Here is a 25803-nt window from a genome sequence, read left to right on the forward strand (position 1 = left end):
CATAGGAACCATGAGAAACTGTAGCGATCCTCCTCCTTATAAGCTTTCATGCCCCCAGAAGTTTCGCCAAGATGAAAAGTCCAATCTCGTTTCGCTCCTCCATTACTATTCTTGAACTTGGGTTAGGTATTGTGCTAGTAATTCAATGGTGGGATGATTCCAAATTAGGGTAGGTTCTAAGGGCTGACCTATGCGCTTTTCCAAACTGTGTGTCAACTCTATAGCCATCAGTGAATCTATCCCATAGCTAATAAAAGTAGCATCAGATTTAACTGACTGAGCATTTATGTTCAATTGTTTGGCAATGGTGTCTTTGATTACGTTTCTCACGTGATTAACATCATGGATAAGATGATTCTCTGAAGCTTGATAATCAGAAGTGTTGAATAATTCTTTAGTGCCTTCATCATGATTAATTGCGTCAGTATCAGTAGACCTAATGTGGGATGAACTAAAGACCAAACTATCAACTGTCGGGTGAGGTTGAATCTTCAACATTTCATCGAAAGTATTTTCTTGCAGGTGGAGGGACTGTTCCACATCCCCGATGGACGTTTGCCAACCGTTAACTAATTCTGTGAGATGTTTAGGGTTGAGCAATGCTGTTTCTGCTGGTTGTCCCTTTAAAACATTAGAGACCGTTTGTTCCAAGCGTAGCCGTAGCCATTCCTGCACCTGCAACTCATGAGGAGAGGGATGGGCAGCAGTGGCAAATTGAATGATGGCCAACATCAGTGTTTGTAAGCCAATTTCTCCTGCTAGACTATAACCCCATTGCAACGCTGTCTGTTGATCAGCCAGTACAGCTGGAGCCTTCAAGCAGCGGCCTTGAATTTGTTCCATTATGCCAGCCAACCAGTCTGCTAATGTTGGGTTTTGCAAAGTTACTCTGAGAAACTCAAATAGCTTGCCTTTATAATTCAAGATACTTGCCCCCACGTATAAGGTCAGGGTCTCGGATGGACCTCCACCAATGCGCAAAATGCGAGCATCTCGGAGAATTTGCGGCACCAGATTATTTTCGTCGTAGCCCCGTCCTCCTAGCAGTTGCACTAGCCCGTCGGCGGTCTGCCAAAGCAGTTCTGATCCTGCCACCTTACAAAGAATCGACACCTCCTCCGGCAAGTTCATACCACGATCTAGCCAGATTGCGGTCTGATTAATTAGAATTTCCATCGCTGTTGTGGCTGCTGCAAACTCACTCATTTTCAACAGGGTCACTGGGTTATGCAACAGCAGTCCGGTACTAACGGAACGACGGGAGGTATATCGATGCATCAGTTGCAAGCAACGTTTCATCCCACCAACACTCATGGCACCAACACCCACACGTTCAACTTGAAACGCATCCTTGGCTACTTCTAAACCATGACCTAAATGTCCCAGAATTTGGTGGGGTTGAACCTGGACATCCTCAAGCTCAAGGGTATTTTGGACCATTCCCCGCAGTCCCATTGTTAGGGTCTCGCCAATAATTCGCACTCCTGGGGAATGGCGAGGGAGGACAAAGCCGGTAATGCCGCAAGTAAGACCATTACCATCCACAACTTGGGTGAACAAGTTCATGGTTCCCGCCCAAGCTGCATTACCAATCCAAATTTTTTTGCCCCGAATCCCCCAACCCCCGAGAGCATTGGGGACGGCTTGTGTTCTAATGGCGCGCGGATTAGAGCCAGCTACTGGTTCAGTAAGTGCAAAACAAGCTAATTGCTGTCCTGTAGCGAGTAAAGGTAGCAACTCTGCTTGTATGTGGCGATCAGCAAACTTTTGAATCGGCCAAATACCCAGATAAACGGATTGCGCCACCAAGACGGCCAGGGTGAGATCAATGGCTGCCAGTTGCGCTATCACTCGCAGTGAGTCTTGATGGAGTAAACCTAGTCCGTTGTATTCCGGGGAAATATGCATTCCAAATATCTTTTGACGGCCAAAATCCAGTACTATTTGAGGTGGAATGCTGCGGCGTTCATCAATTTGGCGCGAATTGATGCGATCACGGGCGTACTCCCGTAACCAAGCGAGCAAATCTTCGGCATGGGTCTGCTTAGGGTCTAGGGACATTGGCATCTCTTGGTTTGGTTTCACTGTGGGGGTTGTGTTTACAATATTGATGTTTGTTTTTTCCTGTTCTTTTTTTAAGGTTTGACCAATATCTGGCACTGAAGCTACTGATAATCGCTTGTGGGCTAGTTCTGTCCAGGTTCCGGCTAAAAACATTTGTTGACAAGCCCGGCGCTGAATTTTGCCACTGGAGGTTTTGGCTATGCTTCCTGGTTTGAGGAATACTATGCTGTCTATGGCTAGTTCGTGTTCTGTTGCTACTGCTTGATTAATTGCTTCTACTATTTCGTCTTTGTTGAGGTGGCGCAGGTGGGTGCGCTCTATTTCTTGCACTACTACTAGTTTCTGTTCTCCCTCTGTTTCTACTGTGAAGGCGGCTCCACTATTAGCTCTCAGTGCTGGGTGGGATTTTTCTACTGTTATTTCTATGTCTTGGGGATAATGATTCCGCCCTCTGATGATGATCAGGTCTTTGAGTCTTCCGGTGATGAATAATTCTCCGGCGCTGATAAATCCTAGATCTCCTGTTCTTAGGTAGGCTGTTGCTTGGTTATCTGGGAGAACTGCTGAAAAGGTTTCGGCTGTGGCTTGGGGGCGTTGCCAATATCCGGCGGCTACGCTGGGGCTGGATACCCAAATTTCTCCTATTTCTCCTGGTTGATTTTCTGTTAGTGATTCTGGGTTGACTATGATGATGTTTGTGTCTTGGTGGGGATGACCACATCCTACTATTTCTCTACTGTCTGTCGATAATGTTTCTGCCTGTACTGCTAGGTTTTTTTCTAGCTCTGTGGCTTTTATTTGCTTGATGACTGGCTGTTGCTGTTTGTCTCCTCCTGTGGCAAATACGGTAATCTCTGCCATGCCATAGCATGGATAAAAGGCTCTGTGGTTAAACCCACATTTGGCAAATTTTTCACTAAATTGTCTGAGGGTTTCAGCTCTGACTGGTTCAGATCCGTTGAAGGCTAGTTCCCAACTGCTTAAGTCTAGATGTGCTAGTTCTTCTGGCTGAATTTTTTTGGTGCATAAATCATAGGCAAAGTTGGGTCCGCCACTGGTGGTGGCTCTATATTTAGAGATGGCTTGCAACCAACGGAGGGGTTTTTGGATAAACGCTTCTGGGGGCATGAGAATACTGGGAATCCCTACGTACATTGTTTGTAAAAGGTTTCCTATCAGTCCCATGTCATGAAATAATGGCAACCAACATACATAGATACTCTCTTGAGTATTACCAAAGGCGGTTTTAATTAGCTCCTCGTTATGGATGATGTTGCCGTGGGTGACCATCACTCCTTTGGGTGTGCCTGTGGAGCCGGATGTGTATTGTAAAAAGGCTAAGGTTTGGGGTGTGATTGGTTGTGTGTCAAACTGGGCATTGTGACCAGTTAATGTATCTGTGGCGATTAGATTTAATGGGGCTAATTGTGGTGATTGTTGCCACTGATTGTCTATGTTACCCAGGATTGAGGCTGTGGTGAGTGCGATTTTTGCCTGGGCATCTTGGGCAATGGAGAGTAACCGAGATAGTTTCTGGTTGCGCTTGGGAGGATACACGGGTACTGCTACCACCCCAGCATACAAGCAGCCAAAGAAGGCTGTGATAAATTCTAATCCGGATGGATAGAGCAATAATGCCCGTTCTCCTTGCCAACATTGGAGATGGCTGGCTATGTTGATAGCCTGTTGGTGCAGCTCTTGGTAGGTTAGACTACCCGTTTCTGTTTCTCCATCTTGGAGAAATATATAAGCTTGTTGCTGTGGTTGACTTTCTGCTCTTTCGCTGAGGATTTGTAGTAATGATGTGGCTGTGTTTTTTGTGGCTAACGACATATGACTGCCCTTTCAAATTAAGGTTTTTTTTGACACCAAACCACAATATCATCATCTAATTTTTTTTGGGTTAAGAGAAGGTTAACGTTAGGTTAAATTTGGGTTAAATATCATTTTGTAGTGAAAATCACAATTTTTATCAACCTTTACCCCCTCGTAATTTTTCCAAAATTATGTAAAAAAAAAGCATTTTGTGGGTGAGTATGTGAAATATTAAAACGCCCCTCTCCTGTGAGGAAAGGGGCTGGGGGTGAGGTTTTGACACGAATTGCGGAACTAAGGTAACTGTTGTAAATTTAACTATTACGCCAATCCCACTAACTTGGCGCTCAACTCCCACAGAAGTTCAGCTTTATTATCATCACTGGCTTCATGAGAAACCTCTTGAACAAAGGACTTACCATTTTTCCTTTGTCTGTTTCCCCAACTCCAATAAGCCCCAGATTGGCTGTATGCACCATCGCTGACAACTTCGGCCACGCGATCGCCAGCCTCTTCTTCAGACACAAAGCCCCCGGTAATATACTTTTGGAAAAGGGGAAAAATTTTCTGAAACAAGGGATAGTGGTTTCTAAATAAAGCAGTGGTAGCTACACAACCAGGATAAAGAGAGCTAAAAGTGATACCGTGTGATTGGTGATAGCGGCGATGTAGCTCTCTCATAGTCAACACATTACAAACCTTGCTATCTTTATAAGCCTTGACAGGTTCAAATTTCTTACCATCAATCATGGCCATCGGCTCTTTAAATCCTGTGGTAAAACCCTTCAAATCCCCTAAATCTGGACGGGGGGGAATTTTCCCTCCCAACTCCTTGGGGTTGTGGGTGACAGTTCCCAAAATCACCAACCTCGGCTCTAATACCTTACCCGGGGTAGCCATTCGTGAATTTTTCAGGTCTTCCAAAAGGAGATTACACAGAAGAAAATGACCAAGGTGATTTGTGGCCACAGTCAACTCATATCCTTCTGGGCTTCGCAATGGTTCCTTAATTAAAGGCATATAAATCGCCCCATTGCAGACCAAAGCATCCAAAGACTTGCCAGTGGCTCTAAAATCCTGGACAAACTGCCGAACACTTTCTAAAGAAGCTAAATCTATATGTAAGACTGTATAACTCTCAGGCGACATTCCCAAAGATTTAGCAGCGTTTTCTGCTTTGGATAAATTGCGACAGGCCATTACCACGTGCCACCCCTTTTGGGAAAGCGCTCTCGCCGCTTGCAAACCCACCCCAGAGGAAGCGCCCGTAATCACGACGGTTAACTTCTGATCTTGTGTCATTTTATTAAAATCGCATGAATCGTCTTTTGACATATTGACGCTCTATAATGATCTCATATCACCAGGCCATCCAGTTTGAATTTTTGAAAACAGAATGAGAAAGAGGGAGGAATCATTTCCCTCTCCCCGGTTAAAAAAATTAACCGAGTAGTTCCCTAGGGACAAAACAAAGTATCCCTGGTATCTCGCCCGGTAGTGGGATTAGTACCCTTAGCCAGTTTACATAATTTTGTTTCCTCATCGGGACGCAGAAGAACATCAGTAAAATCTGCTCCATCAATAACTGCGGCATCAAACCGAGCATTAGCAGCAAAAGCACCCTCCAAAATTGCGTTGGTTAAATTAGCCTTGATAAGTCTAGCTGAGTCTAAAGTGGCGAATGAGAGATCAGCACCTTGTAAATTTGCCGACTCTAAATTAGCCGCAAAAAAGCTCACACCCCGCAAATTAGCATAGCTAAAGTTACTCTGGCGGAGATTAGCTTTGGTAAAACTAGAGTCTGTTAAATCACGTCCAGAAAAGTCAGCCTCGGTCAAAATTTCTTTGTTATATTCCAGGGATAGGGCTACGGGCGCATACCCCAAAACTACTGTGATGCCTACTACTAGGCAAAGCAATACACTCAATATATTGGTCATATTTTTAACCAATGGTAAACTCCCCTCCTTTTTATCTCAAAAATAGTTTACCTAAAGAATGATGTAAAACAGGGCGCACCACATCATAGTTTTATCATTTAAGTATGAAATTAAATATTTATAAATTTTTATGAAATGTCTAAATACTGGTAAGTTGGGAGAAGACCTGGTAACACAATGGTTACAGTCCACAGGCTGGAGTATTTTGCACCGTCGCTTTTCCAGCCGTTGGGGAGAAATAGACATTATTGCCCAGCTTGATGAAAAACAGCTAGACAATGAAACAAATCTCCTGGTTAACCAATTACCCCCAATAGCATTTATTGAAGTGAAAACCCGTAGTCAAAGAAATTGGGATCTAGGGGGTAAAGGTGCCATCACACCACAAAAGCAGGCAAAAATCTGGCAAACCGCCACAATATTTCTAGCTCAGTATCCTGAAAAAACCCACTACCCATGTCGCTTTGATGTTGCTCTTGTGTACTATCAGCCAATATCAAAACAGCCTACTCAGCTGACATGGACTCCACCACCCTTAGCTAGTTTATCCGCAGATGGATACCAATTTGATCTGCAAGAATATCTACCAGCAGCTTTTGACTGATGCGTTTATGCCATACAACGCGATTTAATTGATGGCTGATAATTGCATGGCTTGAACAAAGCCGAGTTACGCCAATGTTTCTGGACAGTAACCCAACCCCCGGACAAATTGTTGTCGGAATGTTTCTATTTCTTCCCTCTCTGGGCTACCATGGGAAACGATCGCCACTTGGTAGCGACGCATAACTTCCACTGATGGTTGTCCTGCTTCTAAACTCCAAAGTGCCATTTGTACCCGCATGGGTGGCGCATAGCTAATTCCTAATTCATTGAGAAAAGCCCGAAAGTTCCCATCTTCTTGGGGGGAAACTTGCTTTTTAAATTTTATCCTCACAACCCAGCCATCAATTTGATGAATCACAGTGACGAAAGAAACTGGTATCTCAGGTCTGGCGTGGAGATGTTGTACAATCCTCATGGTGAGGCTGGCGTTGGCCAGGTAATATAAATATTCCATAGTTGCTGGTGGGGATTAACGGCCATCCTACATTTCTATCTTCGTCAATAGATAGCTGTTCCCGGTAGGGTAAAAGCCCCCGTTTTTTGATGGGGAGATTTACCCAATTTTTATGTTTGGAGGTTTAACGGCTGAGAGTTGGGTAGTTCATATGAAATTTTTAAGATGTTCTACCAGTTGTTTTGCTTGCACCACTCCCTCAATTCGTTGTATTGGTTGACCCTGCTTAAATAGTACCAATGTCGGCAAGGCGTTAATTTGGTACTGACTTGCTAGTCCCTGATACTTTTCAGTGTCAATTTTTACAATACGCAATTGATTTTGTAGTTGGGTGTTAACTTGCTCTAAGATTGGTACCATCATCTGACAAGGACCACACCAATCAGCATAAAAATCCACTAACACCGGTAGATCGGAACTAGATAACATTTCTTCAAAACTGTTGAATTGTTTTTTGGTCGCCATGTGACACCCACCAAATTTTTATTGCTTGCTTTTAATGTTAATGTGTAGTTGAAAAAATCGGCATATCATCATTTTGTTTTTATTGTTGCTAAATTTTCCACTATTCCCCAAGGGATAGATGTGTGAATCAGGAAGGACAGTAAATCTAAAATGCTTAACTGTAGACCATGATTAGCGCGGTTATTTGAACACATGAGGAATAATTTATGGAAAGTTTGCGGGGACAAGTTGCAGTTATTACAGGTGCTTCACGGGGCATCGGACGGGCGATCGCTTTTGAACTAGCATCCCAAGGAGCGGTTATAGTGGTTAATTATGCTAGTTCTAGCGGCGCGGCTGACACCGTAGTTACAGAAATTACTGCCGCAGGAGGTCAAGCGATCGCCCTACAAGCCGATGTATCCCAAGGTGATCAGGTAGATACACTGGTGAAAGCCGTGATGGAAAAGTTCCAGCGCCTTGATATTTTGGTCAATAACGCAGGTATTACCCGCGACACCCTACTTTTACGCATGAAGCCAGAAGATTGGCAAGCAGTAATTGATATCAATTTGACAGGTGTTTTCTTATGCACACGTGCCGCCAGTAAAATCATGCTCAAACAACGTTCTGGACGGATTATAAATATTACCTCCGTTGCCGGACAAATGGGTAACCCTGGTCAAGCCAACTACAGCGCCGCTAAAGCAGGAGTGATTGGCTTTACTAAAACCGTCGCCAAAGAACTAGCCTCTCGCGGTATCACAGTCAATGCTGTTGCTCCCGGTTTCATCGCCACAGACATGACCAGCAATCTTAGCCACAGCGAAGATATTATCAAATTTATCCCTCTAGGTCGTTACGGGCAACCGCAAGAAGTAGCCGGGATGGTGCGATTCCTCGCTGCCGATCCTGCTGCGGCCTACATCACAGGACAAGTGTTTAATGTTGATGGTGGCATGGTAATGTAACTAAGAATTAACTAAGAATTATTCAAGGTTCTGTGCCAAACAGTAAAGCCCAACAACAAAAAGATACTAATGGCAGTGGAAATAATCACCACCAAATTCACACCTTGTATTCTCATGGCCAGCAAATTAAAAACTAGAGTGATTGACCAAAGAGTAAAAGCAGCAAGCGGCTGAGAAAATCCCCAAGCCAATAAACGGTGGTGTAGGTGGTCTTTACCGGGGGTACTGAGAGGGTTTTTCCCAGCCAATAACCTGCGGATAAATACCTGAGTAGTATCTACCACAGGCAAGACCAGAAATAATACTGTGGGAACCAGAGCAAAAATCGTATTTTGTTGGAGGTTCCCTAAAATACTAGTTGCACCAAGCACATAACCAAAAAAGTATGCACCTGCGTCGCCCATGATAATCCGTGAGGGGTGGAAGTTATGACGCAAAAAGCCCAAGGCTCCACCCCCTAAAGCTGCCAAAACTAAAATAGCTGCTGCTCGATTAGGAAATTGGGCTGCAACCCCCAACAAACTCATAGCAGTAATAAAACTCACCCCCCCCGCTAATCCATCCATACCATCCATTAAATTAATGGCGTTAGTGATACCCACTACCCAAAGTGTTGTCAGCGACATGGACAAAAGGGAGTCAATGGGCGTGTGAAGACCAACTTCAATGCTGATGCCGTTAGCATACAGCAACAATGCTGTGACAACCTGCGCCCACAAGCGAACAGAAGGCGGTAAACCGAACTGATCATCAATAAAACCCACCAGCACTAAGATGGAACCTCCTAGTAGAATGGTTAGCACTTGAGCCAATACGTTTTGCAGAGCGATAGGTCGTAAAAGGGTAGCTAGTACCACTGCGGCAATCACTCCTGCATAAATAGCTAAACCGCCAGCATTGGGCAAAGGTTCATGGTTAAGTCGTCGAGCATTAGGTTGGTCAGCCCAACCTACCCGCAAGGCAAACTTGCGTACTGTGGGAATCAAACGCCACGTCACAAGCCAAGCCAAAATAAATGTCAGCACTACTGCCAACCAGCCGGAACCGCGAGGGTCGGCAATGCCGAGGGACTTAAGAAAGTTGTATAGATTCATCCCCCAATCCAAACATTACTGCTAGTGTCCTAATATGAGTATCAACTGTAATATTAATCAATTTTTTGATTTGCATTTATAATCTAAGCTGTTTGGCATATTAGCACTCTGGTCTGGTGAGTGCTAAATTATTGTCTAATGGAACCGCTAGAGAGATAAATCATGACCAAGATTATTTCATTTGATGAAGAGTCACGGCGAGCGCTAGAGAAAGGCATTAACGCCATAGCTGACGCGGTGAAAATCACCTTGGGTCCGAGAGGTCGTAACGTCCTTTTAGAAAAAAAATTTGGCGCACCCCAAATCGTCAATGACGGTATCACCGTTGCCAAAGAAGTTGAATTAGAAGACCCCTTAGAAAACACAGGTGCAAGACTAATTCAAGAAGTAGCATCCAAAACCAAGGACATTGCCGGGGATGGTACCACCACCGCCACAGTTTTGGCACAGGCCATGATTAAAGAAGGGTTAAAAAACGTCGCTGCGGGTACTAACCCCATTAGCTTAAAGCGCGGCATCGATAAAACTGTTGAAGCACTGGTAAAAGAAATTGCCACAGCAGCCAAGCCAGTACAAGGCAGTGCGATCGCTCAAGTAGCCACTGTTTCCTCCGGTAATGATGAAGAAGTGGGAGCGATGATTTCCGAGGCTATGGAAAGAGTCACCAAAGACGGTGTGATCACTGTTGAAGAGTCCAAATCTCTGACCACGGAACTGGAAGTAGTGGAAGGGATGCAAATTGACAGGGGTTACATCTCTCCCTACTTCATCACCAATAATGACCGGCAGTTAGTAGAGTTTGACAATCCTCGGATCCTGATTACCGATAAAAAAATCAGCAGCATTCAGGATTTAGTGCCAATTTTAGAAAAAGTTGCCCGTCTCGGTCAACCCTTGCTGATTATTGCTGAAGACGTAGAAGGAGACGCTTTGGCAACTTTGGTGGTCAACAAAGCACGGGGTGTTCTAGCTGTAGCTGCCATTAAAGCACCAGGATTTGGCGATCGCCGCAAAGCATTGTTACAAGACATTGCTATCCTTACCAACGGACAGATGATTTCTGAGGAAATTGGTTTAAGCCTAGATACTGCTACGGTAGAAATGCTAGGAACCGCCCGCAAAATCACCCTTGACAAGGAAAACACCACCATTGTGGCACTTGGTGACACCAAACCACAGGTACAAACTCGCATTGCTCAAATTCGTAAGCAATTGGCAGAAACTGACTCAGATTACGATAAAGAAAAACTACAAGAACGCATTGCCAAGTTAGCAGGTGGAGTGGCAGTCATTAAAGTGGGTGCTGCTACAGAAACCGAACTCAAAGACCGCAAACTGCGGATTGAAGACGCGCTCAACGCCACTAAAGCTGCTGTGGAAGAAGGTATAGTTCCCGGTGGTGGAACAACTTTGATTAACTTGATTAGCAAAATAGACGCAATCAAAGACAGCCTTCACGAAGAGGAGAAAATCGGGGCAGATATCGTCAGAAGGTCATTAGAAGCTCCTTTACGTCAAATAGCAGATAATGCTGGTGATGAAGGTTCTGTGATTGTGTCTCAAGTCAAGGAAAGCGATTTCAACATTGGTTACAATGCCGCTACTGGAAAATTTGAGGATTTAATTGCAGCTGGCATTATCGATCCCGCCAAAGTAGTGCGTTCAGCTTTACAAAATGCCGGTTCTATTGCAGGCATGGTCATTACCACTGAAGCCATTGTGGTGGAAAAACCAGAGAAGAAACCCGCAGGTCCTGCCCCTGATATGGGCGGTATGGGCGGTATGGGCGGTATGGGCGGCATGGGCGGCATGGGTATGTTCTAATCCCTGCTTGCTCATGTGGCTTGCTCATGTGGTTTGCTCATGTGGCTTGCTCATGTAAACATTTCGTCGGCAGTTTGCCTACTCACGGCAAACTGTTTTTTTATCAAGAAAGCAGGCTGAAAACCCTTGAGTAACAGGTGCGTAGCCCCGTATTCCCTACTTTAGGCAAGGGATGAAAGCTGCCTTAATGCCTTTACGCCTCTGTGATGTTTTCAATCGCGCTGTTGTTCAATATATCGTTTTACCGATTCTGTACTGATATTCCCAGCAGTCGATACAAAGTATCTGGGTGTCCCTAGAGTTGGTAGCTTGAGTAACTCTGGAAACTCTTTTCGTAATTGATGGCTAGCCCTTCCTTTGATTTTCAGTGATTTACCGGACATGATATGATATAATCAGAAGTCATATACTGATGTTAAATTTGACAAAATCAAACAAGTACACAAAATTATTACCAAGAGTGAATATTCTGATTTATGAGGAATGGCGACCAAAACTTAGTAATTTTGACCCTTTATATTATTGGGGTTTCCTACGTCTTTAATCGGATGATCGAATCCATCGACGATCAGATTAAGTTTGAATTTAAAAAAGCAGTGGTTGATGAACAACTCAAAGCTCAAAACCTCCAAGACAAAATAGGTATTGCTTTTAAATTCCAATCTTCATATCCGGTGGACGATCTCAAAGAATTAGCCCTGAGTATTCAAAATAAATCTGAGGATATCGCTATATACGTTGATTGGGACAATAGCTCTTTAGTAGTGGAACATAGTAAGCAATCACGCCGGGTAATTCGCAAATCACCAGACTTAACCCGCGACTTAGCAGTGCCCCAAAGCCCTAGTTTGATTGCACCTCAAAAAACCCTTTCCGAAACCGTCACCGCAGAAGATGTTTTTCAGCGTGATCAAGCAACCGGGACTTACTCAGCCACAAAACCAATCATTAACATTAGCGGATTAAGCAAGGGACAAAAGAAATTGTATAACGACTTTATGAACGGCAGGAAAAAGTTGGAATTTTCACTACAGCTAGTGCTACGCATCTCTGAAGTACGGGTAGGTCTAGCCCCCGGCGTTAATATCCCCCCCATGTGCATCATCAACTGTCCCTTCACCATTAGGAAATTACCCTGGACTTATGCTCTGCCTTGGAATTAAAACTAATTAATCAAAACCAGACACATCACGCCATCCCGGATTACACTGGAGTTAGGGAGAGAGTAGGCGCAGGCGGTTGCAGATCAGTCAAGGTGACTGGTTTGAGGAAAGTCCGGGCTCCCTAAAGACCAGACTTGCTGGGTAACGCCCAGTGCGAGCGATCGCGAGGATAGTGCCACAGAAAAATACCGCCATTTTCCAGTCGCTTTGACTGAAAAATGGTAAGGGTGCAAAGGTGCGGTAAGAGCGCACCAGCACAACCGAGAGGTTGTGGCTCGGTAAACCCCGGTTGGGAGCAAGGCCACAAGAAACTACGGTTGGTCTTTTACCAGTTTCGTAAAATAGAGCCGCTAGAGGCGTTTGGTAACAAACGTCCCAGATAGATAACTGCCCTCAAAGGTGTTTTAAACACTCTCTGAGAACAGAACCCGGCTTATGTCCGACTCTCTCCCCTCTCTCAGCGATCGCATTTCACTATATCCCCTCTTTCTTAATGACACTTGTTTATCCACGTCGTCAGCGACAACTCGAAAACTTAGTCAGAAAGTTAGGTTTGCCAACAGGTTTACCCATCAAATGGGAACTGTTGGATTTAGCACTAACTCATCCTACTGTTTCTGAGTCGGCAAATTATGAACAGTTAGAATTTGTCGGTGATGCAGTGGTCAGACTAGCGGCAGCAGTGGTGTTGTGGGAAACATATCCTGATTGTCCAGTGGGGGATTTTGCCGCCATTCGTTCTGTATTGGTTAGCGATCGCATCCTCGCTCAACTGGCGAGAGAATATGGTTTTGACTTATACTTACTGGTAGCTGGCAGTGCTACAAGTGATCAAATTGGGCAGGAATCAAGACTAGCAGATGCTTTTGAGGCTGTTCTGGGTGCCCTTTACCTCAGCACCAACAATTTGGAGTTAATTCGCCCTTGGCTAGATTTTCACATGAAAAAGCTAGCGGACGAAATTCGCCGCGATCCCGCCAGACTTAACTACAAAGCCGCCCTACAAGAATGGACACAGGCACAATTTAAAGTTTTGCCTGAATATCGCATTACTGAAGTTCATCCCACTAACCAAAATCAAGAGCGTTTTGCTGCTGAGGTTTGGCTGCATGAAAACAAACTAGGCGAAGGTAAAGGACGCTCAATCAAGGCTGCTGAACAAGCCGCAGCTAAAGTGGCATTTCTAGGAATTTCTCAACAAAATAACCCCTAAGATTAATATTTTTAGACAACCTCCCCAATTAAAATCATCAGGATATCAACCCAACTAGTTAATCAATCATTTTATGAAAATTGCCGTTATTGGTGTAGGACGCTGGGGAGTACATTTATTGCGGAATTTTTTAGCACATCCCCAAGTGACTGTAGTGGCAGTAGTAGACCCCCAACCACAAAGACTGGCCGGGGTAAAGCAGCAGTTTAACTTAGAAGAAAACATATTATTAACTACTCAATGGTCAGCCTTACAGCAAATATCAGAACTGACAGCCGTAGCCATCGCCACCCCAGCAACCACCCACTATACTTTAATTAAGCAAGCCCTCAACCAGGGATACCATGTTTTGGCAGAAAAACCCCTAACTCTAGACCCGGTAGAATGTCTAGAACTTTGCCAACTGGCAGAAAAACGGCGTTTAATCCTCATGGTTGACCATACTTATTTATTTCATCCAGCCGTTCAGCAAGGGCAAACTGTAGTTAAGGCGGGTACACTGGGTAATTTACGCTATGGCTATGCAGCAAGAACTCATTTAGGACCAGTGAGGCAAGATGTTGATGCTTTGTGGGATTTAGCCATTCATGATATTGCCATTTTTAACCACTGGCTGAGTGCAATACCTTTAAAAGTACAGGCTAAGGGGACCGTGTGGTTACAGACGGTAGAGAATAGGGAACTAACACACCCCCCATCAGGTTTGGCAGATTTAGTTTGGGTAACACTGACATATCCTAACGGGTTTGAGGCATATATTCACCTGTGCTGGGGAAATCCTGATAAACAGCGAAGACTGGCAATAGTGGGTAGCCGTGGTTGCTTAATTTTCGATGAAATGTCACCTTCATCACCCCTCACCCTTTTACATGGTGAGTTTCAACGTCAAGGAAATCAGTTTTTACCTGTGAATCAAAAACCAGAAGTGCTGGAATTTACCCCAGGGGAGCCATTGCAGCGAGTTTGCCATTACTTTATTCTCAGTATTATTGAGAACACCGCCCCAAACATCTCATCTGGTTGGGTAGGCACTACCTTAGTAAAGATTCTGTCTGGTCTGAGTGCATCTCTCCATCAAAGGGGCGAAACAGTAATTTTATGATCAACAGAATGGGATTAGAACCTGGTCCTTATAGGACGGCTTTTTTTGGTTTCTACTCTTGGCGTAAGCCTGGTTGAGCAAGTTTTGAAGATGAATGTAGAATCTGCGTCCCTTTAGGTCGCACAGTATCACATCCCTCTTCCAGCATTTCTTCTTCAGCAGCAACTTCTCGACGATTTAATAAGTAGCTATCAATCATGGGCATGGTAATCTTGACTGTAGTGCCTTGGTTTATACCTGCACTTTCTAAAGTAATGCTACCTCCCATCAGTTCAATTAAATTTCGGGAAATCGCTAGTCCTAGTCCTGTACCTTCTACCTTGCGTGTTGCACCCCCATCTAGCATCACGAAGGGGCGAAATAGTTTGTGCTGCTGGGCGGGTTCTATACCTAAACCTGTGTCTGTGATGCTGACAACCACTTGCAATTTGTCATGATTATATTTTGAAACAGCTGTAGCAATAGTGATGCTTCCCTCGTCGGTAAACTTAGTGGCATTACCAATAATATTAATTAGTACCTGCTTTAATTTAGCTGGATCTGCTTTTACGGGAATCAAGTTAGTACCTAAGTCAGTTTTTAACTGCAAACCTTTATTTTGCACATTAACTGATTGTAAATTAATCACTTCCAGCAGTATTTGTCGTAGATCAATAGGTGTTGTCACTACCGAAAGTTTACCTGCTTCAATTTTGGAAATATCAAGTAAATCGTTAATAATACCCAGCAAGTGAATAGCTGTTTCATCAGCACGTTTCAGAAAATCTATTTCTTCTTCCCGACTATCGCACAACCCATCATGAACCACACGCACACAGTTAATAATCACATTAAGTGGATTTCTCAATTCATGTGAAGTGGTGGCTAAAAACTGACTTTTAACGTGGTTAGCGGTTTTTGCCTCTTTCCAAGCAATTTCTAGTTCTTCTGCCCAGGCTTTGAGTCTCTCAACCATTTGGTCAATTGCCTGGGCTAGTTGGTTAAACTCGCGAATTTTGAAGTTGCGGGGTACAGGTTGGGCAGCATGGTGGCTATGAAGATTCAAAGCATAGTCTCGCAGCTGTTCTAAGGGAACGGCTAAATAAGGAGCTAAATATAAAGATGCCAACAAACTAGCACCAATCAAACCAACTGTGAGAACTATGAGAATTAGTTTAATTTCTTCTAAACCTAGTAAAGCATTATCTACAGTTGTCACAGCTAACACTATCCATTTTTGCCCTTGTTCTTGTGTAGTAGGGTTAGCAATAGCCGTATAACCAACTATTAATTCTTGCCCTTGTTGAGAAAGTAAATTTATTGAGTTACTTTTTCCAGCCATGGCATTTTTAACAATTTGTCGCAGTGGCAGGGCATCTGGGTCTTGTTGAATATTACTGCCCACTAACTCTGGTGATGGGTGTACCAAAATCATGCCATTTTCAGCAATTACTAGAGTAGATCCTGTTAAAGATCCTGGCTGATTTTTCGTCTGTTTGTATAGTCCTGATTGAATACTCAATACATATAGCAGTTCCCCAGTGCGATTATACACTGGGGCAGATAGCAGCAATTGCAATTGATTGTCTGTATTTTTTTTACCTGTGGTTCCAGCCTGGGCAGGTAAGATTGTTTTGATATCAATTTTTTCTTTTTCAGAAATAACTAATCTACTTTCGCTAATTTCTTGCTTACCACAGCTACTAGCGATGATTTTACGGCTTTGCAGATCAGTTAATTCCAGGCACTCTACCTGGGTGGGCAATTTTTTGGCAAGACTAGTGAGATATTGTTCTACTTCTGAAGACGAACCAGATTGAGTAACTGTTGTTTGACTTACAGTTAGTAAAAGAGTTTTGAGGGTGGCAATGGCAGTGGTAATTTTTTCACCTTTTAAAATAGCGCTTTCTGTGAGATTTTGACGCGCAGTTTTCAATAGGCTGGACCTTGCTTTATTCAAGGCCACAACCTCCCCTAGCAATAACACAGGGACAAAAACAAGTAAAATTCTTGTTAATAAAATACGTCGAAAGGATGATTGACGAGCCTTAGCCATTGAGTATCTCACTTCGCATCTGTAAACCACAAATGTAACGATATGCAATTAGAATAGCTCCCAGAGATATTCTGCTAAGTGTAATCGGGTGTTTTTGTCAAGTGGCAAAAGTGGTAAATATTGAAAATATACCGGGAATCAGCTATACCAAAGTTCATATGGGGTAGATGTGAAAGTAACCGGTGTTGCATATGGATACACTTTAAAAATATAGGACTATCGCGGCTGGAATTGAAGAGTGGATAGATAATTGATCATGAAAAAATAAAATCATACAACAGATTACAATGCCTGAAGGTTAGAGCCGCTGAGATTGCTGCTTAGTTTTTTTTGTTAATAGTAGCTTACAGGGAAATATTTTTTTCCATTCAATCCACTGACAACCAAAATCTCAAGACTATCCCACTAACCAAATTATGCAACATCGTCCTTATACCACAGTGGTTTTAGCCATGAGTGCCGATGGCAAAATAGCAGATTTTAGGCGATCGCCTGCCCGGTTTGGTTCAGGGGCTGATAAAGCCCACCTGGAAAAACAAATTGCTGCTTCTGATGCCGTTTTACTAGGTGCTGGAACTCTTCGCGCCTACGGTACGACACTTACTGTATCACAACCAATGCTGCTGCAACATCGAATCAAAGCGGGTAAGTCCCCCCAGCCAGTTCATATAGTCATTACGCAATCTGCTGACCTCGATCCGGAAATTAAGTTTTTTCAACAGCCTATAGAACGTTGGTTGCTAACAACAACAATGGGGGCGCGTTCTTGGCAAAAACGGGAACAGAAACTTGATTCAACGGGGTTAACACTGGCAGATAAGTCTCCCCCAAAATTTAATCATATTATGGTTTTTGACGCACCAACGGGAAATGTTGATACATCTACTGCTTTGCAACACATGGTTTCTCTACACATAACACGTTTAGCTGTATTGGGAGGTGGTGAATTAGTAGCTGCTCTGCTCCAATCAAATTTAATTGATGAACTCTGGCTCACAGTTTGTCCACTGATTTTAGGTGGTGCTTCTGCACCCACACCAGTAGGAGGTGTAGGATTTTTATCTCAATTAGCCCCTAAGTTACAACTTTTGGAAGTACATCAAGTTGAGCAAGAGGTGTTTCTTCACTATCGTCTGCAACCTTGAGCGGATTAGCCTATGCTAATAGTTATTGCTCATTAGTCATTGGTCATCAGTCAGGTGGAACACATCAAACCTCGCTACTCTAGCCTTTGGGCTAACCAAATCGCACAAGTACCCCAAGATGCCTGGGATGCTTTAGCAATGCCACTCAAAACCCCTTTTTTAGAGTGGGACTGGCTAAATCATCTGGAAACGTCCCAGAGTGCTATAGCTAAAACCGGTTGGTTACCAAATCATTTAACCCTTTGGCGAGACCAGAGTTTAATTGCGGTGGCTCCACTTTATTTAAAAGGACATAGTTATGGTGAATTCGTTTTTGATCACCAATGGGCAGAATTAGCTCATCGCATAGGAGTACAGTATTATCCAAAGTTGCTGGGAATGACACCATTTACCCCGGCTGAAGGTTATCGCTTCTTAATTGCCCCGGGGGAAGATGAAAATGAAATTACAGCCATAATGCTGCATGAAATAGATTCTTTCTGCATTAAGCATGGCGTTTCTGGTTGTCATTTTCTTTATGTTGATCCCCAATGGCGAGCAGTGCTAGAACGGCAAGGTTTTAGCACTTGGTTACACCACAGCTACATTTGGGAAAATCTCGCTTTTAAAACTTTTGATGATTATTTAAAAATATTCAATGCTAATCAGCGCCGTAATATTAAGCGGGAACGCAAAGCTATAGAAAAAGTTGGTTTACGACTACAACCATTGACTGGTGATGCTATTCCTCAGTCTTTATTTTCTTTAATGTATCATTTCTATGCTGACACTTGTGATAAGTTTGGCTGGTGGGGTAGTAAATATCTGACTAAGCAATTTTTTGAGCAGTTACATAGTAATTATCGCCATCGAGTACTGTTCTTTGCTGCATATACAGAACAAGACCAACGCCAACCCCTAGGTATGTCCTTTTGTTTGTTTAAAGGCGATCGCTTATATGGACGCTATTGGGGCAGTTTTCAGGAAATAGATTGTTTACATTTCAACGCTTGCTATTATACACCCATTGAGTGGGCGATCGCTCACAATATCCAAAGCTTCGACCCTGGGGCCGGGGGAAGACACAAAAAACGTCGGGGTTTTCCGGCTATGCCTAATCACAGTTTACACCGCTTTTACAATAATCGTTTAGAACAAATTCTTTGTCGTTATATTCAAGAGGTCAATCAACTAGAAGAGGAAGAAATGGCAGCTATTAATGAGGATTTGCCATTTCACCAGGAAGGAAGAAATAACTAATTCTACCTGAGTTGTGGTAGGTGACAACACACCGATCTAACTAGCTAACTTCCCTCACAGTGGACTATTTACCCCCAGAATCAGACTCACGACTGGGAATGGTCTCAACAACTACCTGACCAGGGGTGATAAGTTCCCCTTCCGTAGTAGGTGTTTGGAGGGCTTGTAGTTCTTGTTCAGCAATTAAATCAGTGATTTGCTGCTTTAATTTCTCAATTTTCTCGGCTTCCTGCAATTCCCCTTGCAACTGGTATGCTGTGTAGGCGCGGTTTAATAATTGGTTGGCTTTTTTCAGTTCACCAAGGTTATATAAAAGCACTCCTAAGTTATAGTAGGCGGAGGCATTTTCAGGATTTTGGCGAATGGCTTGGCGATATACAGCTATGGCTTGTTCCGGGTCACCTTGAATTACTTTCAGACTTCCCAGGTTATTATAGGCTGTATCATTTTTGGGATCAATTTCTATGACTTGCTTATAAGCGGCAATGGCTTCTTCTATTTTTCCTTGTCCCTGACGGGTGATGGCTAGGTTAAATTGAGCCTTGGCGTTACTTCTATCTAATTTAATCGCTTCTTGGTATGCAGCGATGGCTTCTTCAATTCTTCCTAGTTCGTATAATGCTAATCCTAAATTATAGTGAGTTGCTGTTTTATTGGGGTCGATAACTAATGCTTGTCTATAAGCGGTGATGGCTGCTTCTTTTTGTCCCTGTCGGTGCAAAGCTAACCCCAAGTTATAATAGGTTTCACCCAAATTAGGATTAATTCTCACCGCCTCTCCATATTCTTGCACTGCTACATCTAGGCGATTTTGCATCAGGAGAATATTACCTAAATAATGCCTTGCCAGAGCCAGGTTAGGATCTCTCTGCAAAGCCAGACGAAAGGCAGACTCCGCCCCTTGTAAATCATTACGGTTATAGCGTGTGACTCCTTGCTGGTAAAGACTAGCTGTTTTTAAATCCTGAGAAATTGCTTGTTCTGCTAGTAGCTTGTTTTCTGATAATTGCATGATTGCAGGCGCAGCACACAACAAACAAGCCATAGCCGTACTCAGAACTCCTAAATACTGCTGCTTGTTGATGGCTCCATGGAACCAGGAAAATTTCTGGCGAATTCGATGCTGTTTATACATAAGTGGTAGTGCGAGCATCTAGCTCGCTGCTATTCTGTAGTTTTTGAGAACTCTTTGACACTCCCCGCCTTCAAGTCAGAATTTGCTCGAATTCAGGTTTTCACCAACCAGAGTAGAGATTCCAGGGATCCCCTCCCCTAGTTGGCTTGGCAAGATTTAAATATTTACTGCTAAATATTGACTTCTGCATTTACATCTCTTTGAAGTTCGCAACCACAGTTACATTTATAGCATTTGTTAAACAGGTGACATACAAATGTAAATAATCGTCTTGTAGCACCAGTCCTGCTTGCTAAGAATGTACCTCATTTGGGCAAAATTCGCTATAAGAGCATTTTTTGAATTGTAATTGTTCAAGTTTCCTAGTGGTGTGAGCATCTTGCTCGCTGTTGACCAAAAGAATGGGATACAAGCCCCGTCCTTCTAGGACGGCTTTTCTTGATTTTTGATATATTCTTCTCTGGCTTCTGGAAGAATTAGCATGGCATCACCGAAGGAATAAAAACGATATTTCCAGGCGATCGCTTGTTGGTATATATTTAATAAACGTTCTCTACCAATCAACGCACTCACCAACATCAGTAAACTAGAACGTGGTAGGTGAAAATTGGTAATTAAACCATCTATTACCCGCCATTGGTAACGGGGATATATAAATAAGTCTGTTTTGCCACAAAATGGTTGTAATTGGTCGGTTTGGGCTGCTGCTTCCAAGGCACGGACTACCGTTGTACCCACGGCAATAATTCTACCCCCAGCTGCTTTAGTGGCGCGGATTTGTTCTACTGTTGCTGAGGGAACGGAGATCCATTCTTCGTGCATCTGGTGGCTACTTACATCTTCTATTTCCACAGGGCGAAAAGTGCCTACGCCAACGTGTAGAGTAATGTAGGCTTGATTAATACCGCTTTTTTGCAAGTTTGACAGTAGTTCTGGGGTGAAATGTAATCCAGCTGTGGGGGCGGCTATAGCTCCTGGGTTTTGGGCATAAACTGTTTGATACTGTTCATCAGCCGCAGTTGATGTTGTGATGTAGGGAGGTAGGGGTATTTCACCGAATTGATCTAAGATTTCTACCAAGGGTTTTCCTTCAGGAACATGAAATTCTAATACCCGCCCGGATGTGGCTGCATCTGTTTCTACTACTGTGGCGATTAATTCTTGGGGGAGTGGCTCAGAGTTTTGCTCTTCCTTCATTCCCTTTCCCCTGGGGGCAAAAAATATTTTTGCTCCTAATTTAAAGCGTTTTCCTGGTTTAACTAAGGCTAACCAGCGATTATATCCTTTTTCTTCTAAAAGCAAAATTTCTATTTCCGCACCAGTGGTTTTACGACCATACAACCGCGCTGGAATAACTTTTGTGTCATTAATTACCAATAAGTCATTAGGGTGTAATAACTTTGGTAGGTCTCGAAAAATGTGGTTTAAGGGTGGGGTTTCTTTCCCTGTTGTGGGGGAATTTACTACTAGTAAGCGGGAGCTATCTCTGGGAAATACAGGATTTTGAGCAATTAGTTCGGTTGGTAATGAGTAATCATATCCTGTTAGCGAACGGTCTAAATTTACCTCTTGGGTTTCTGGTGCAGAAGGTTGATTCAAGTTACTATATCCTATTTGTTCGTTTTCAGCTAAGAACGCCGTACATTTAAGCAACACCATTCTTTCTTTTTCCATAGGGTAGCAACAATCCAACCGTTTTGTTCTAATACATCCGCAACAGCTTTAGACTGTTCCACTAAAATACCACTAAAAATTCCCCAAGTACTTGGTTTAACGATGGTGTTCATTTCCGGTAACACCTGAATAATTACATCAGCCAAAATATTACAGACAATACCATCTACCGGCTCATGCACCAGTTTACTAACTATATCTACACTACCTTCTGCTGTTACCAAGCTTTCTGGGCTAATGTTGTTTAAAACAAGATTACTTAAAGTTGATTGCACCGCTAACGGGTCAGTATCCACTGCGTAGACTTTTTTCGCACCCAATAGCCATGCTGCTATTGAAAGTATACCAGAACCACAGCCAATATCAGCAATTACCAGGGGTTGATGTTTACTGCCGTTATCCACCCCATCCCATGGTAAGCCAGTTAAACGCATTTCTAGGGATTCCAAACACAGTTGGGTAGTGGGATGGTTTCCCGTACCAAAAGCTACACCAGGATCAAGACGAATTACAAGCCGTTCTGATGTGTTGGGTGGGGGTAGCCAAGCAGGATTAATCAAGAGGCGATCGCCTATTTTTTCGGGTTTCCAGTATTGTTTCCAGCTGGTGGCCCAATCCTCCTCGTCAATTAATTCCCAATCTAAAGTAGGAACAGACAACCCCACACAAAGAGCATCTTGACGCAACCACAGGGACAGAGCCGCTAAATCTAGTAAGTGTATTTTAATTTTCGGTAAGTAACCTTTAACTAAACTGGACTTACCCTTACTTTCACTTGCTGTACCACGACAACCAAAATTTTCCAGTCGCCAAAAGATTAAATCTTCCAGCGCTGGTTCACATAAAATCTGTAGTTCCCACCAAGTGTTTGCCATTTTTATTACTTACTCCTAAGTGCTGAGTGTTAGAGATTTCCGAGTTTACCACCATTCAGTTACTCCTAACCTTGTTAATTACTCAGCACTTTTTACACTTGTTAGGAGGGTTTTTATAAAGTTACCGTGTATGCGTCCCTAATTCCAGGTACTTTAATGATTTCTGTGACAATACCTTCGGGTAAGGGATCATCAATACTGAGAGCCATTACCGCATCACCACGGACAATTTTACGTCCTACCTGCATACTAGCAATGTTGACATTAAAACTGCCTAACAGTGAGCCGAGTTTGCCGATGATTCCTGGCATATCACGGTGTAGGGTAAAAAGCATATATTTACTGGGAGGTACATTAATGGGGAATCCATCTACATCGGTTAAATGAATTTCTTTCTCCCCTAACAAAGCCCCTGTGACAGAATGAGTACCTAAAGTACCTGTGGCTTCCAGACGCAATGAGCCGGCGTAGTCCCGAGCCGATGCGTCGCGGGTTTCAATCACCCGAATGCCCCGCTCTTTAGCTTCTATGCTGGCATTAACATAGTTTACCCTTTCCCGCAGTGCTTGGTAAAGTAGTCCCTTGAGTGAGGCTACAACTAGGGGCTGACTTTTGTTGGTTGCTAGTTCGCCTTGTAGTCGCACATTTAGGGATTCTACTCTCCCCCCTGCTAGCTGTCCCACTAACTTACCCAGGGTTTCCGCCAGCTGCATATAAGGCTTGAGTTCTTCTAGTACGTCTGGTCCAAGTCCAGGGATGTTTACTGCTGAACGTGCTGGTAGTCCTAGGAGAACATCACGAATTTGTTCGGCTACGTCAATAGCTACATTGACCTGTGCTTCTGTTGTTGAGGCTCCTAAATGGGGGGTGAGGATTATTTCTTTACCGAGCGATCGCAATTCAGATTCACCCAGTGGCTCTGACTCGAACACATCCAAGGCTGCGCCCTTAATTCGCCCTTCTTTTATTGCTGCTGCTAAGGCTGACTCATCAATGATACCACCACGGGCGCAGTTGATGATTCTGGCTGTGGGTTTCATTTTGGCCAGGGTAGTGGCGTTAATTAGGTGGGTTGTTTCTGGTGTTTTGGGGATGTGTAGGGTAATGTAGTCCGCTTGCTGGATCAGCAAATCCATGTCCACTAACTGACAGCCTAGTTGTTCTGCTCGTTCTGTGGAGATAAACGGGTCATAGGCTAGTAGTTTCATCCCCATGGCTTTGGCTACTGTAGCCACATGGGAACCTATTTTACCTAAACCCACTACACCAAGAGTTTTTTTATAAACTTCCGCGCCTACAAAGGTTTTACGATCCCACTCGCCCCGTTTCACCGAAGCATTAGCATCAGGAATGTGACGAGATAATGATAAAATCATGGCCAGCGCGTGTTCTGCCGCGGCGATAGTGTTACCTTCTGGGGAGTTAACAACCACTATTCCTCTGCGGGTGGCTGCGGGGACATCTACATTATCTACTCCTACGCCGGCGCGACCGATGATTTTTAATTGCGTCCCTGCTTCAATAATTTCTTGTGTGACTCGCGTACCTGAGCGAATCATTAGCGCGTCATATTCACCAATAATTTCGATCAGTTCTCCTGGTTGCAGACCTGTTTTCACATCTACACTAGCAACTTGAGTGAGAATGTCAATTCCAGCTTGGTCAATGGGATCACAGACGATAACTTTAGACATGATTACTTCGTTTATTTTCAATTTACAGTCTTTGCAGCACAAGACTTTTTAGTTTATTGACACTCCCCCAGACTTTAGCCTGGGGATTCAAGCTTCACTAACCTTTCTTGCTTGTACTGGACTTACGTCCAATAGAAGTAGAGGGAACATCTCTGCTGGCGTTACTTCTAAGTGCTTGCGAGCATAAACACCACGGGATTTTCTTCTACCAGATGACCCCTTCTTTTTCTTATAAATCCAGATTGTCCATAGCGAATCCTACCAGAACTTGATGCAGTAGGGAAGATGCCCGCACTACAATATTTATTTTATTTATATTTGTGAACACACTGTGTTTAAGCCCTTTTTTGAGGAGTGTGAACTTTTAAAACTATGAAACTACTCCTGGTATTCAGTATATTTAATTAGGGTTTAATTAGGGTTTAGGGAAAACGGCGATCGCGCACTTCAGAAATATAATCTTTAACCGCCTTAGTAATTGCTTCTCGCATATTTGTATAAACTTTGGCAAATGGTGGATGCTTTTCTGTTAGACCCAGCACATCTGAAGTCACTAACACCTGTCCATCACAATGAACACCAGCACCGATACCAATGGTGGGAATAGTCAATTTTTTACTAATTTCCATAGCTAGATCAGCCGGAATATGCTCTAAAACTATAGAGAACACACCTGCTTGTTCCAAAGCCATGGCCTCGTTAAAAATTCTCTCTGCTGAGTCCTCAGTTTTTCCCTGTTGTTTCAGTCCCAGTTGATGCACTGATTGGGGAGTCAAACCCACATGACCCATAACTGGTATTCCCGCCTGTACCAACCTGGCAATAGTTTCCACCATAGCCGGATAACCCCCTTCTAACTTCACCGCTTGCGCGCCTGTTTCCTTCAACACTAAGCCCGCCGAGTGCATAGCTTGTGAGATGCTTTCTTGATAACTTAAAAACGGTAAATCAACCACCACTAGAGCCTGTTTAACAGCACGACCCACAGCCTTGGCATGATGCAACATTTCCTCCAGGGTAACTGGTAGCGTTGTTTTATAACCTAACACAACTGCCATAGAATCCCCCACTAAAATTAAGTCTACCCCCGCAGCGTCCATAAGTTGGGCAATGGCATAATCCCAAGCCGTTAATGCTACGATAGCTCGCCCCTGTTGTTTCCATTGAATTAACTGTTGAGCAGTAATTGCCATATTCACACAGATCCCCGGTTAACCAACTACAAATATTTGACACTCCCCGCCTTAAAGGATCGGGGATTCTCAGTACTCTACCTTGCCACTTGCTGTAAGAGGATTCGACAGCCCCCTGTCCCC

At 43.6% G+C, this 25803-nt stretch carries 20 protein-coding genes, 1 other RNA gene and 1 pseudogene; 9 read left to right on the forward strand and 13 right to left on the reverse strand.

All coding sequences use genetic code 11. The features are described 5' to 3' along the window. Positions 1 to 105: 105 nt before the first annotated feature. The 3 genes from NWP17_RS15290 to NWP17_RS15300 form a co-directional block, all read right to left on the reverse strand. Positions 106 to 3897, reverse strand: a complete 3792-nt coding sequence (locus NWP17_RS15290; RefSeq protein ID WP_280655734.1) for an AMP-binding protein — start codon at positions 3895 to 3897, stop codon at positions 106 to 108. Between the two features lie 303 nt (positions 3898 to 4200). Beyond that, positions 4201 to 5181 carry a protochlorophyllide reductase gene (locus NWP17_RS15295; protein ID WP_280655735.1) on the reverse strand — a complete coding sequence of 327 codons (981 nt, stop codon included), beginning with the start codon at positions 5179 to 5181 and terminating at the stop codon, positions 4201 to 4203. Between the two features lie 155 nt (positions 5182 to 5336). After that, on the reverse strand, positions 5337 to 5819 hold the full coding sequence (locus tag NWP17_RS15300) for a pentapeptide repeat-containing protein (protein WP_280655736.1): 483 nt from the start codon (positions 5817 to 5819) through the stop codon (positions 5337 to 5339). Between the two features lie 130 nt (positions 5820 to 5949). On the opposite strand from NWP17_RS15300, the gene NWP17_RS15305 reads away from it, so the two are divergent. Then, positions 5950 to 6423 carry a YraN family protein gene (locus tag NWP17_RS15305; RefSeq protein WP_280655737.1) on the forward strand — a complete coding sequence of 158 codons (474 nt, stop codon included), beginning with the start codon at positions 5950 to 5952 and terminating at the stop codon, positions 6421 to 6423. A gap of 66 nt (positions 6424 to 6489) precedes the next feature. Here NWP17_RS15305 and NWP17_RS15310 read toward each other — a convergent pair whose 3' ends face one another. Then, positions 6490 to 6879, reverse strand: coding sequence for a hypothetical protein (locus tag NWP17_RS15310; RefSeq protein ID WP_280655738.1), 390 nt, complete (start codon positions 6877 to 6879; stop codon positions 6490 to 6492). A 147-nt stretch (positions 6880 to 7026) separates the two neighbouring features. Continuing rightward, positions 7027 to 7344, reverse strand: a complete 318-nt coding sequence (gene trxA, locus NWP17_RS15315; RefSeq protein ID WP_280655739.1) for a thioredoxin — start codon at positions 7342 to 7344, stop codon at positions 7027 to 7029. A gap of 206 nt (positions 7345 to 7550) precedes the next feature. On the opposite strand from trxA, the gene fabG reads away from it, so the two are divergent. Then, the gene (gene fabG, locus NWP17_RS15320; protein ID WP_280655740.1) at positions 7551 to 8294 is read left to right on the forward strand and encodes a 3-oxoacyl-[acyl-carrier-protein] reductase; all 744 of its coding nucleotides are present in this window, start codon (positions 7551 to 7553) and stop codon (positions 8292 to 8294) included. 11 nt (positions 8295 to 8305) lie between these two features. On the opposite strand, the gene NWP17_RS15325 is transcribed toward fabG, so the two are convergent. After that, positions 8306 to 9388, reverse strand: a complete 1083-nt coding sequence (locus NWP17_RS15325; protein WP_280655741.1) for an MraY family glycosyltransferase — start codon at positions 9386 to 9388, stop codon at positions 8306 to 8308. A 162-nt stretch (positions 9389 to 9550) separates the two neighbouring features. Between NWP17_RS15325 and groL the strand changes: the two genes are divergently transcribed. Next, entirely contained in the window at positions 9551 to 11212 is a 1662-nt protein-coding gene (gene groL / locus NWP17_RS15330; protein ID WP_280655742.1) for a chaperonin GroEL, read from the forward strand. Between the two features lie 212 nt (positions 11213 to 11424). Here groL and NWP17_RS15335 read toward each other — a convergent pair. Beyond that, a pseudogene (locus tag NWP17_RS15335) lies at positions 11425 to 11571 on the reverse strand (transposase); the annotation flags it as partial. A 117-nt stretch (positions 11572 to 11688) separates the two neighbouring features. Between NWP17_RS15335 and NWP17_RS15340 the strand changes: the two are divergent. The 4 genes from NWP17_RS15340 (at position 11689) to NWP17_RS15355 (ending at position 14690) form a co-directional block, all read left to right on the forward strand. Further along, a complete protein-coding gene (locus NWP17_RS15340; RefSeq protein ID WP_280655743.1) occupies positions 11689 to 12375 on the forward strand; it encodes a hypothetical protein in 687 nt (228 codons plus the stop codon). Between the two features lie 59 nt (positions 12376 to 12434). Beyond that, an RNA gene (rnpB, locus tag NWP17_RS15345) (RNase P RNA component class A) lies at positions 12435 to 12826 on the forward strand. A gap of 42 nt (positions 12827 to 12868) precedes the next feature. After that, positions 12869 to 13588 carry a ribonuclease III gene (gene rnc / locus NWP17_RS15350; protein ID WP_280655744.1) on the forward strand — a complete coding sequence of 240 codons (720 nt, stop codon included), beginning with the start codon at positions 12869 to 12871 and terminating at the stop codon, positions 13586 to 13588. A 73-nt stretch (positions 13589 to 13661) separates the two neighbouring features. Continuing rightward, a complete protein-coding gene (locus NWP17_RS15355; protein WP_280655745.1) occupies positions 13662 to 14690 on the forward strand; it encodes a Gfo/Idh/MocA family protein in 1029 nt (342 codons plus the stop codon). Positions 14691 to 14742: 52 nt separating this feature from the next. Here NWP17_RS15355 and NWP17_RS15360 read toward each other — a convergent pair whose 3' ends face one another. Beyond that, entirely contained in the window at positions 14743 to 16725 is a 1983-nt protein-coding gene (locus tag NWP17_RS15360; protein WP_280655746.1) for a sensor histidine kinase, read from the reverse strand. Between the two features lie 413 nt (positions 16726 to 17138). Here NWP17_RS15360 and NWP17_RS15365 point away from each other — a divergent pair, with 413 nt between their 5' ends. Then, positions 17139 to 17870: a RibD family protein gene (locus tag NWP17_RS15365; protein WP_280655770.1), complete on the forward strand. Its 732-nt coding sequence runs from the start codon at positions 17139 to 17141 to the stop codon at positions 17868 to 17870. A gap of 54 nt (positions 17871 to 17924) precedes the next feature. Then, positions 17925 to 19109 (forward strand): GNAT family N-acetyltransferase, encoded by a 1185-nt coding sequence (locus tag NWP17_RS15370; protein WP_280655747.1) that lies wholly within the window; start codon positions 17925 to 17927, stop codon positions 19107 to 19109. A 64-nt stretch (positions 19110 to 19173) separates the two neighbouring features. Here the strand turns inward: NWP17_RS15370 and NWP17_RS15375 are convergent, their stop codons facing one another. The 5 genes from NWP17_RS15375 to panB all read right to left on the reverse strand — a co-directional run bounded on the left by NWP17_RS15375 (position 19174) and on the right by panB (position 25680). Beyond that, positions 19174 to 20244 carry a tetratricopeptide repeat protein gene (locus NWP17_RS15375; protein WP_280655748.1) on the reverse strand — a complete coding sequence of 357 codons (1071 nt, stop codon included), beginning with the start codon at positions 20242 to 20244 and terminating at the stop codon, positions 19174 to 19176. A gap of 423 nt (positions 20245 to 20667) precedes the next feature. Next, positions 20668 to 21918, reverse strand: coding sequence for a tRNA preQ1(34) S-adenosylmethionine ribosyltransferase-isomerase QueA (gene queA, locus NWP17_RS15380; RefSeq protein WP_280655749.1), 1251 nt, complete (start codon positions 21916 to 21918; stop codon positions 20668 to 20670). Continuing rightward, positions 21873 to 22793 (reverse strand): 50S ribosomal protein L11 methyltransferase, encoded by a 921-nt coding sequence (gene prmA / locus NWP17_RS15385; RefSeq protein WP_280655750.1) that lies wholly within the window; start codon positions 22791 to 22793, stop codon positions 21873 to 21875. Before prmA ends, queA begins: the two co-directional genes overlap by 46 nt. 113 nt (positions 22794 to 22906) lie before the next feature. Beyond that, complete coding sequence (gene serA, locus NWP17_RS15390; RefSeq protein ID WP_280655751.1) at positions 22907 to 24487, reverse strand: phosphoglycerate dehydrogenase; 1581 nt, start codon at positions 24485 to 24487, stop codon at positions 22907 to 22909. A 422-nt stretch (positions 24488 to 24909) separates the two neighbouring features. After that, positions 24910 to 25680, reverse strand: a complete 771-nt coding sequence (panB, locus tag NWP17_RS15395; RefSeq protein WP_280655752.1) for a 3-methyl-2-oxobutanoate hydroxymethyltransferase — start codon at positions 25678 to 25680, stop codon at positions 24910 to 24912. Positions 25681 to 25803 lie beyond the last annotated feature (123 nt).

It is taken from the genome of Chrysosporum bergii ANA360D, assembly GCF_029891735.1.
Lineage (GTDB): Bacteria > Cyanobacteriota > Cyanobacteriia > Cyanobacteriales > Nostocaceae > Umezakia > Umezakia bergii.

Bases quoted from the DNA above. Each gene is read 5' to 3' on its own strand.
- fabG (WP_280655740.1), top strand. From the start codon at position 7,551: ATGGAAAGTTTGCGGGGACAAGTTGCAGTTATTACAGGTGCTTCACGG.
- groL (WP_280655742.1), top strand. From the start codon at position 9,551: ATGACCAAGATTATTTCATTTGATGAAGAGTCACGGCGAGCGCTAGAG.
- NWP17_RS15310 (WP_280655738.1), bottom strand. From the start codon at position 6,879: ATGGAATATTTATATTACCTGGCCAACGCCAGCCTCACCATGAGGATT.
- NWP17_RS15355 (WP_280655745.1), top strand. From the start codon at position 13,662: ATGAAAATTGCCGTTATTGGTGTAGGACGCTGGGGAGTACATTTATTG.
- NWP17_RS15375 (WP_280655748.1), bottom strand. From the start codon at position 20,244: ATGTATAAACAGCATCGAATTCGCCAGAAATTTTCCTGGTTCCATGGA.
- NWP17_RS15340 (WP_280655743.1), top strand. From the start codon at position 11,689: ATGAGGAATGGCGACCAAAACTTAGTAATTTTGACCCTTTATATTATT.
- serA (WP_280655751.1), bottom strand. From the start codon at position 24,487: ATGTCTAAAGTTATCGTCTGTGATCCCATTGACCAAGCTGGAATTGAC.
- NWP17_RS15290 (WP_280655734.1), bottom strand. From the start codon at position 3,897: ATGTCGTTAGCCACAAAAAACACAGCCACATCATTACTACAAATCCTC.
- prmA (WP_280655750.1), bottom strand. From the start codon at position 22,793: ATGGCAAACACTTGGTGGGAACTACAGATTTTATGTGAACCAGCGCTG.
- NWP17_RS15360 (WP_280655746.1), bottom strand. From the start codon at position 16,725: ATGGCTAAGGCTCGTCAATCATCCTTTCGACGTATTTTATTAACAAGA.
- panB (WP_280655752.1), bottom strand. From the start codon at position 25,680: ATGGCAATTACTGCTCAACAGTTAATTCAATGGAAACAACAGGGGCGA.
- NWP17_RS15295 (WP_280655735.1), bottom strand. From the start codon at position 5,181: ATGACACAAGATCAGAAGTTAACCGTCGTGATTACGGGCGCTTCCTCT.
- queA (WP_280655749.1), bottom strand. From the start codon at position 21,918: ATGGAAAAAGAAAGAATGGTGTTGCTTAAATGTACGGCGTTCTTAGCT.
- rnc (WP_280655744.1), top strand. From the start codon at position 12,869: ATGACACTTGTTTATCCACGTCGTCAGCGACAACTCGAAAACTTAGTC.
- NWP17_RS15325 (WP_280655741.1), bottom strand. From the start codon at position 9,388: ATGAATCTATACAACTTTCTTAAGTCCCTCGGCATTGCCGACCCTCGC.
- NWP17_RS15305 (WP_280655737.1), top strand. From the start codon at position 5,950: ATGAAATGTCTAAATACTGGTAAGTTGGGAGAAGACCTGGTAACACAA.
- trxA (WP_280655739.1), bottom strand. From the start codon at position 7,344: ATGGCGACCAAAAAACAATTCAACAGTTTTGAAGAAATGTTATCTAGT.
- NWP17_RS15300 (WP_280655736.1), bottom strand. From the start codon at position 5,819: ATGACCAATATATTGAGTGTATTGCTTTGCCTAGTAGTAGGCATCACA.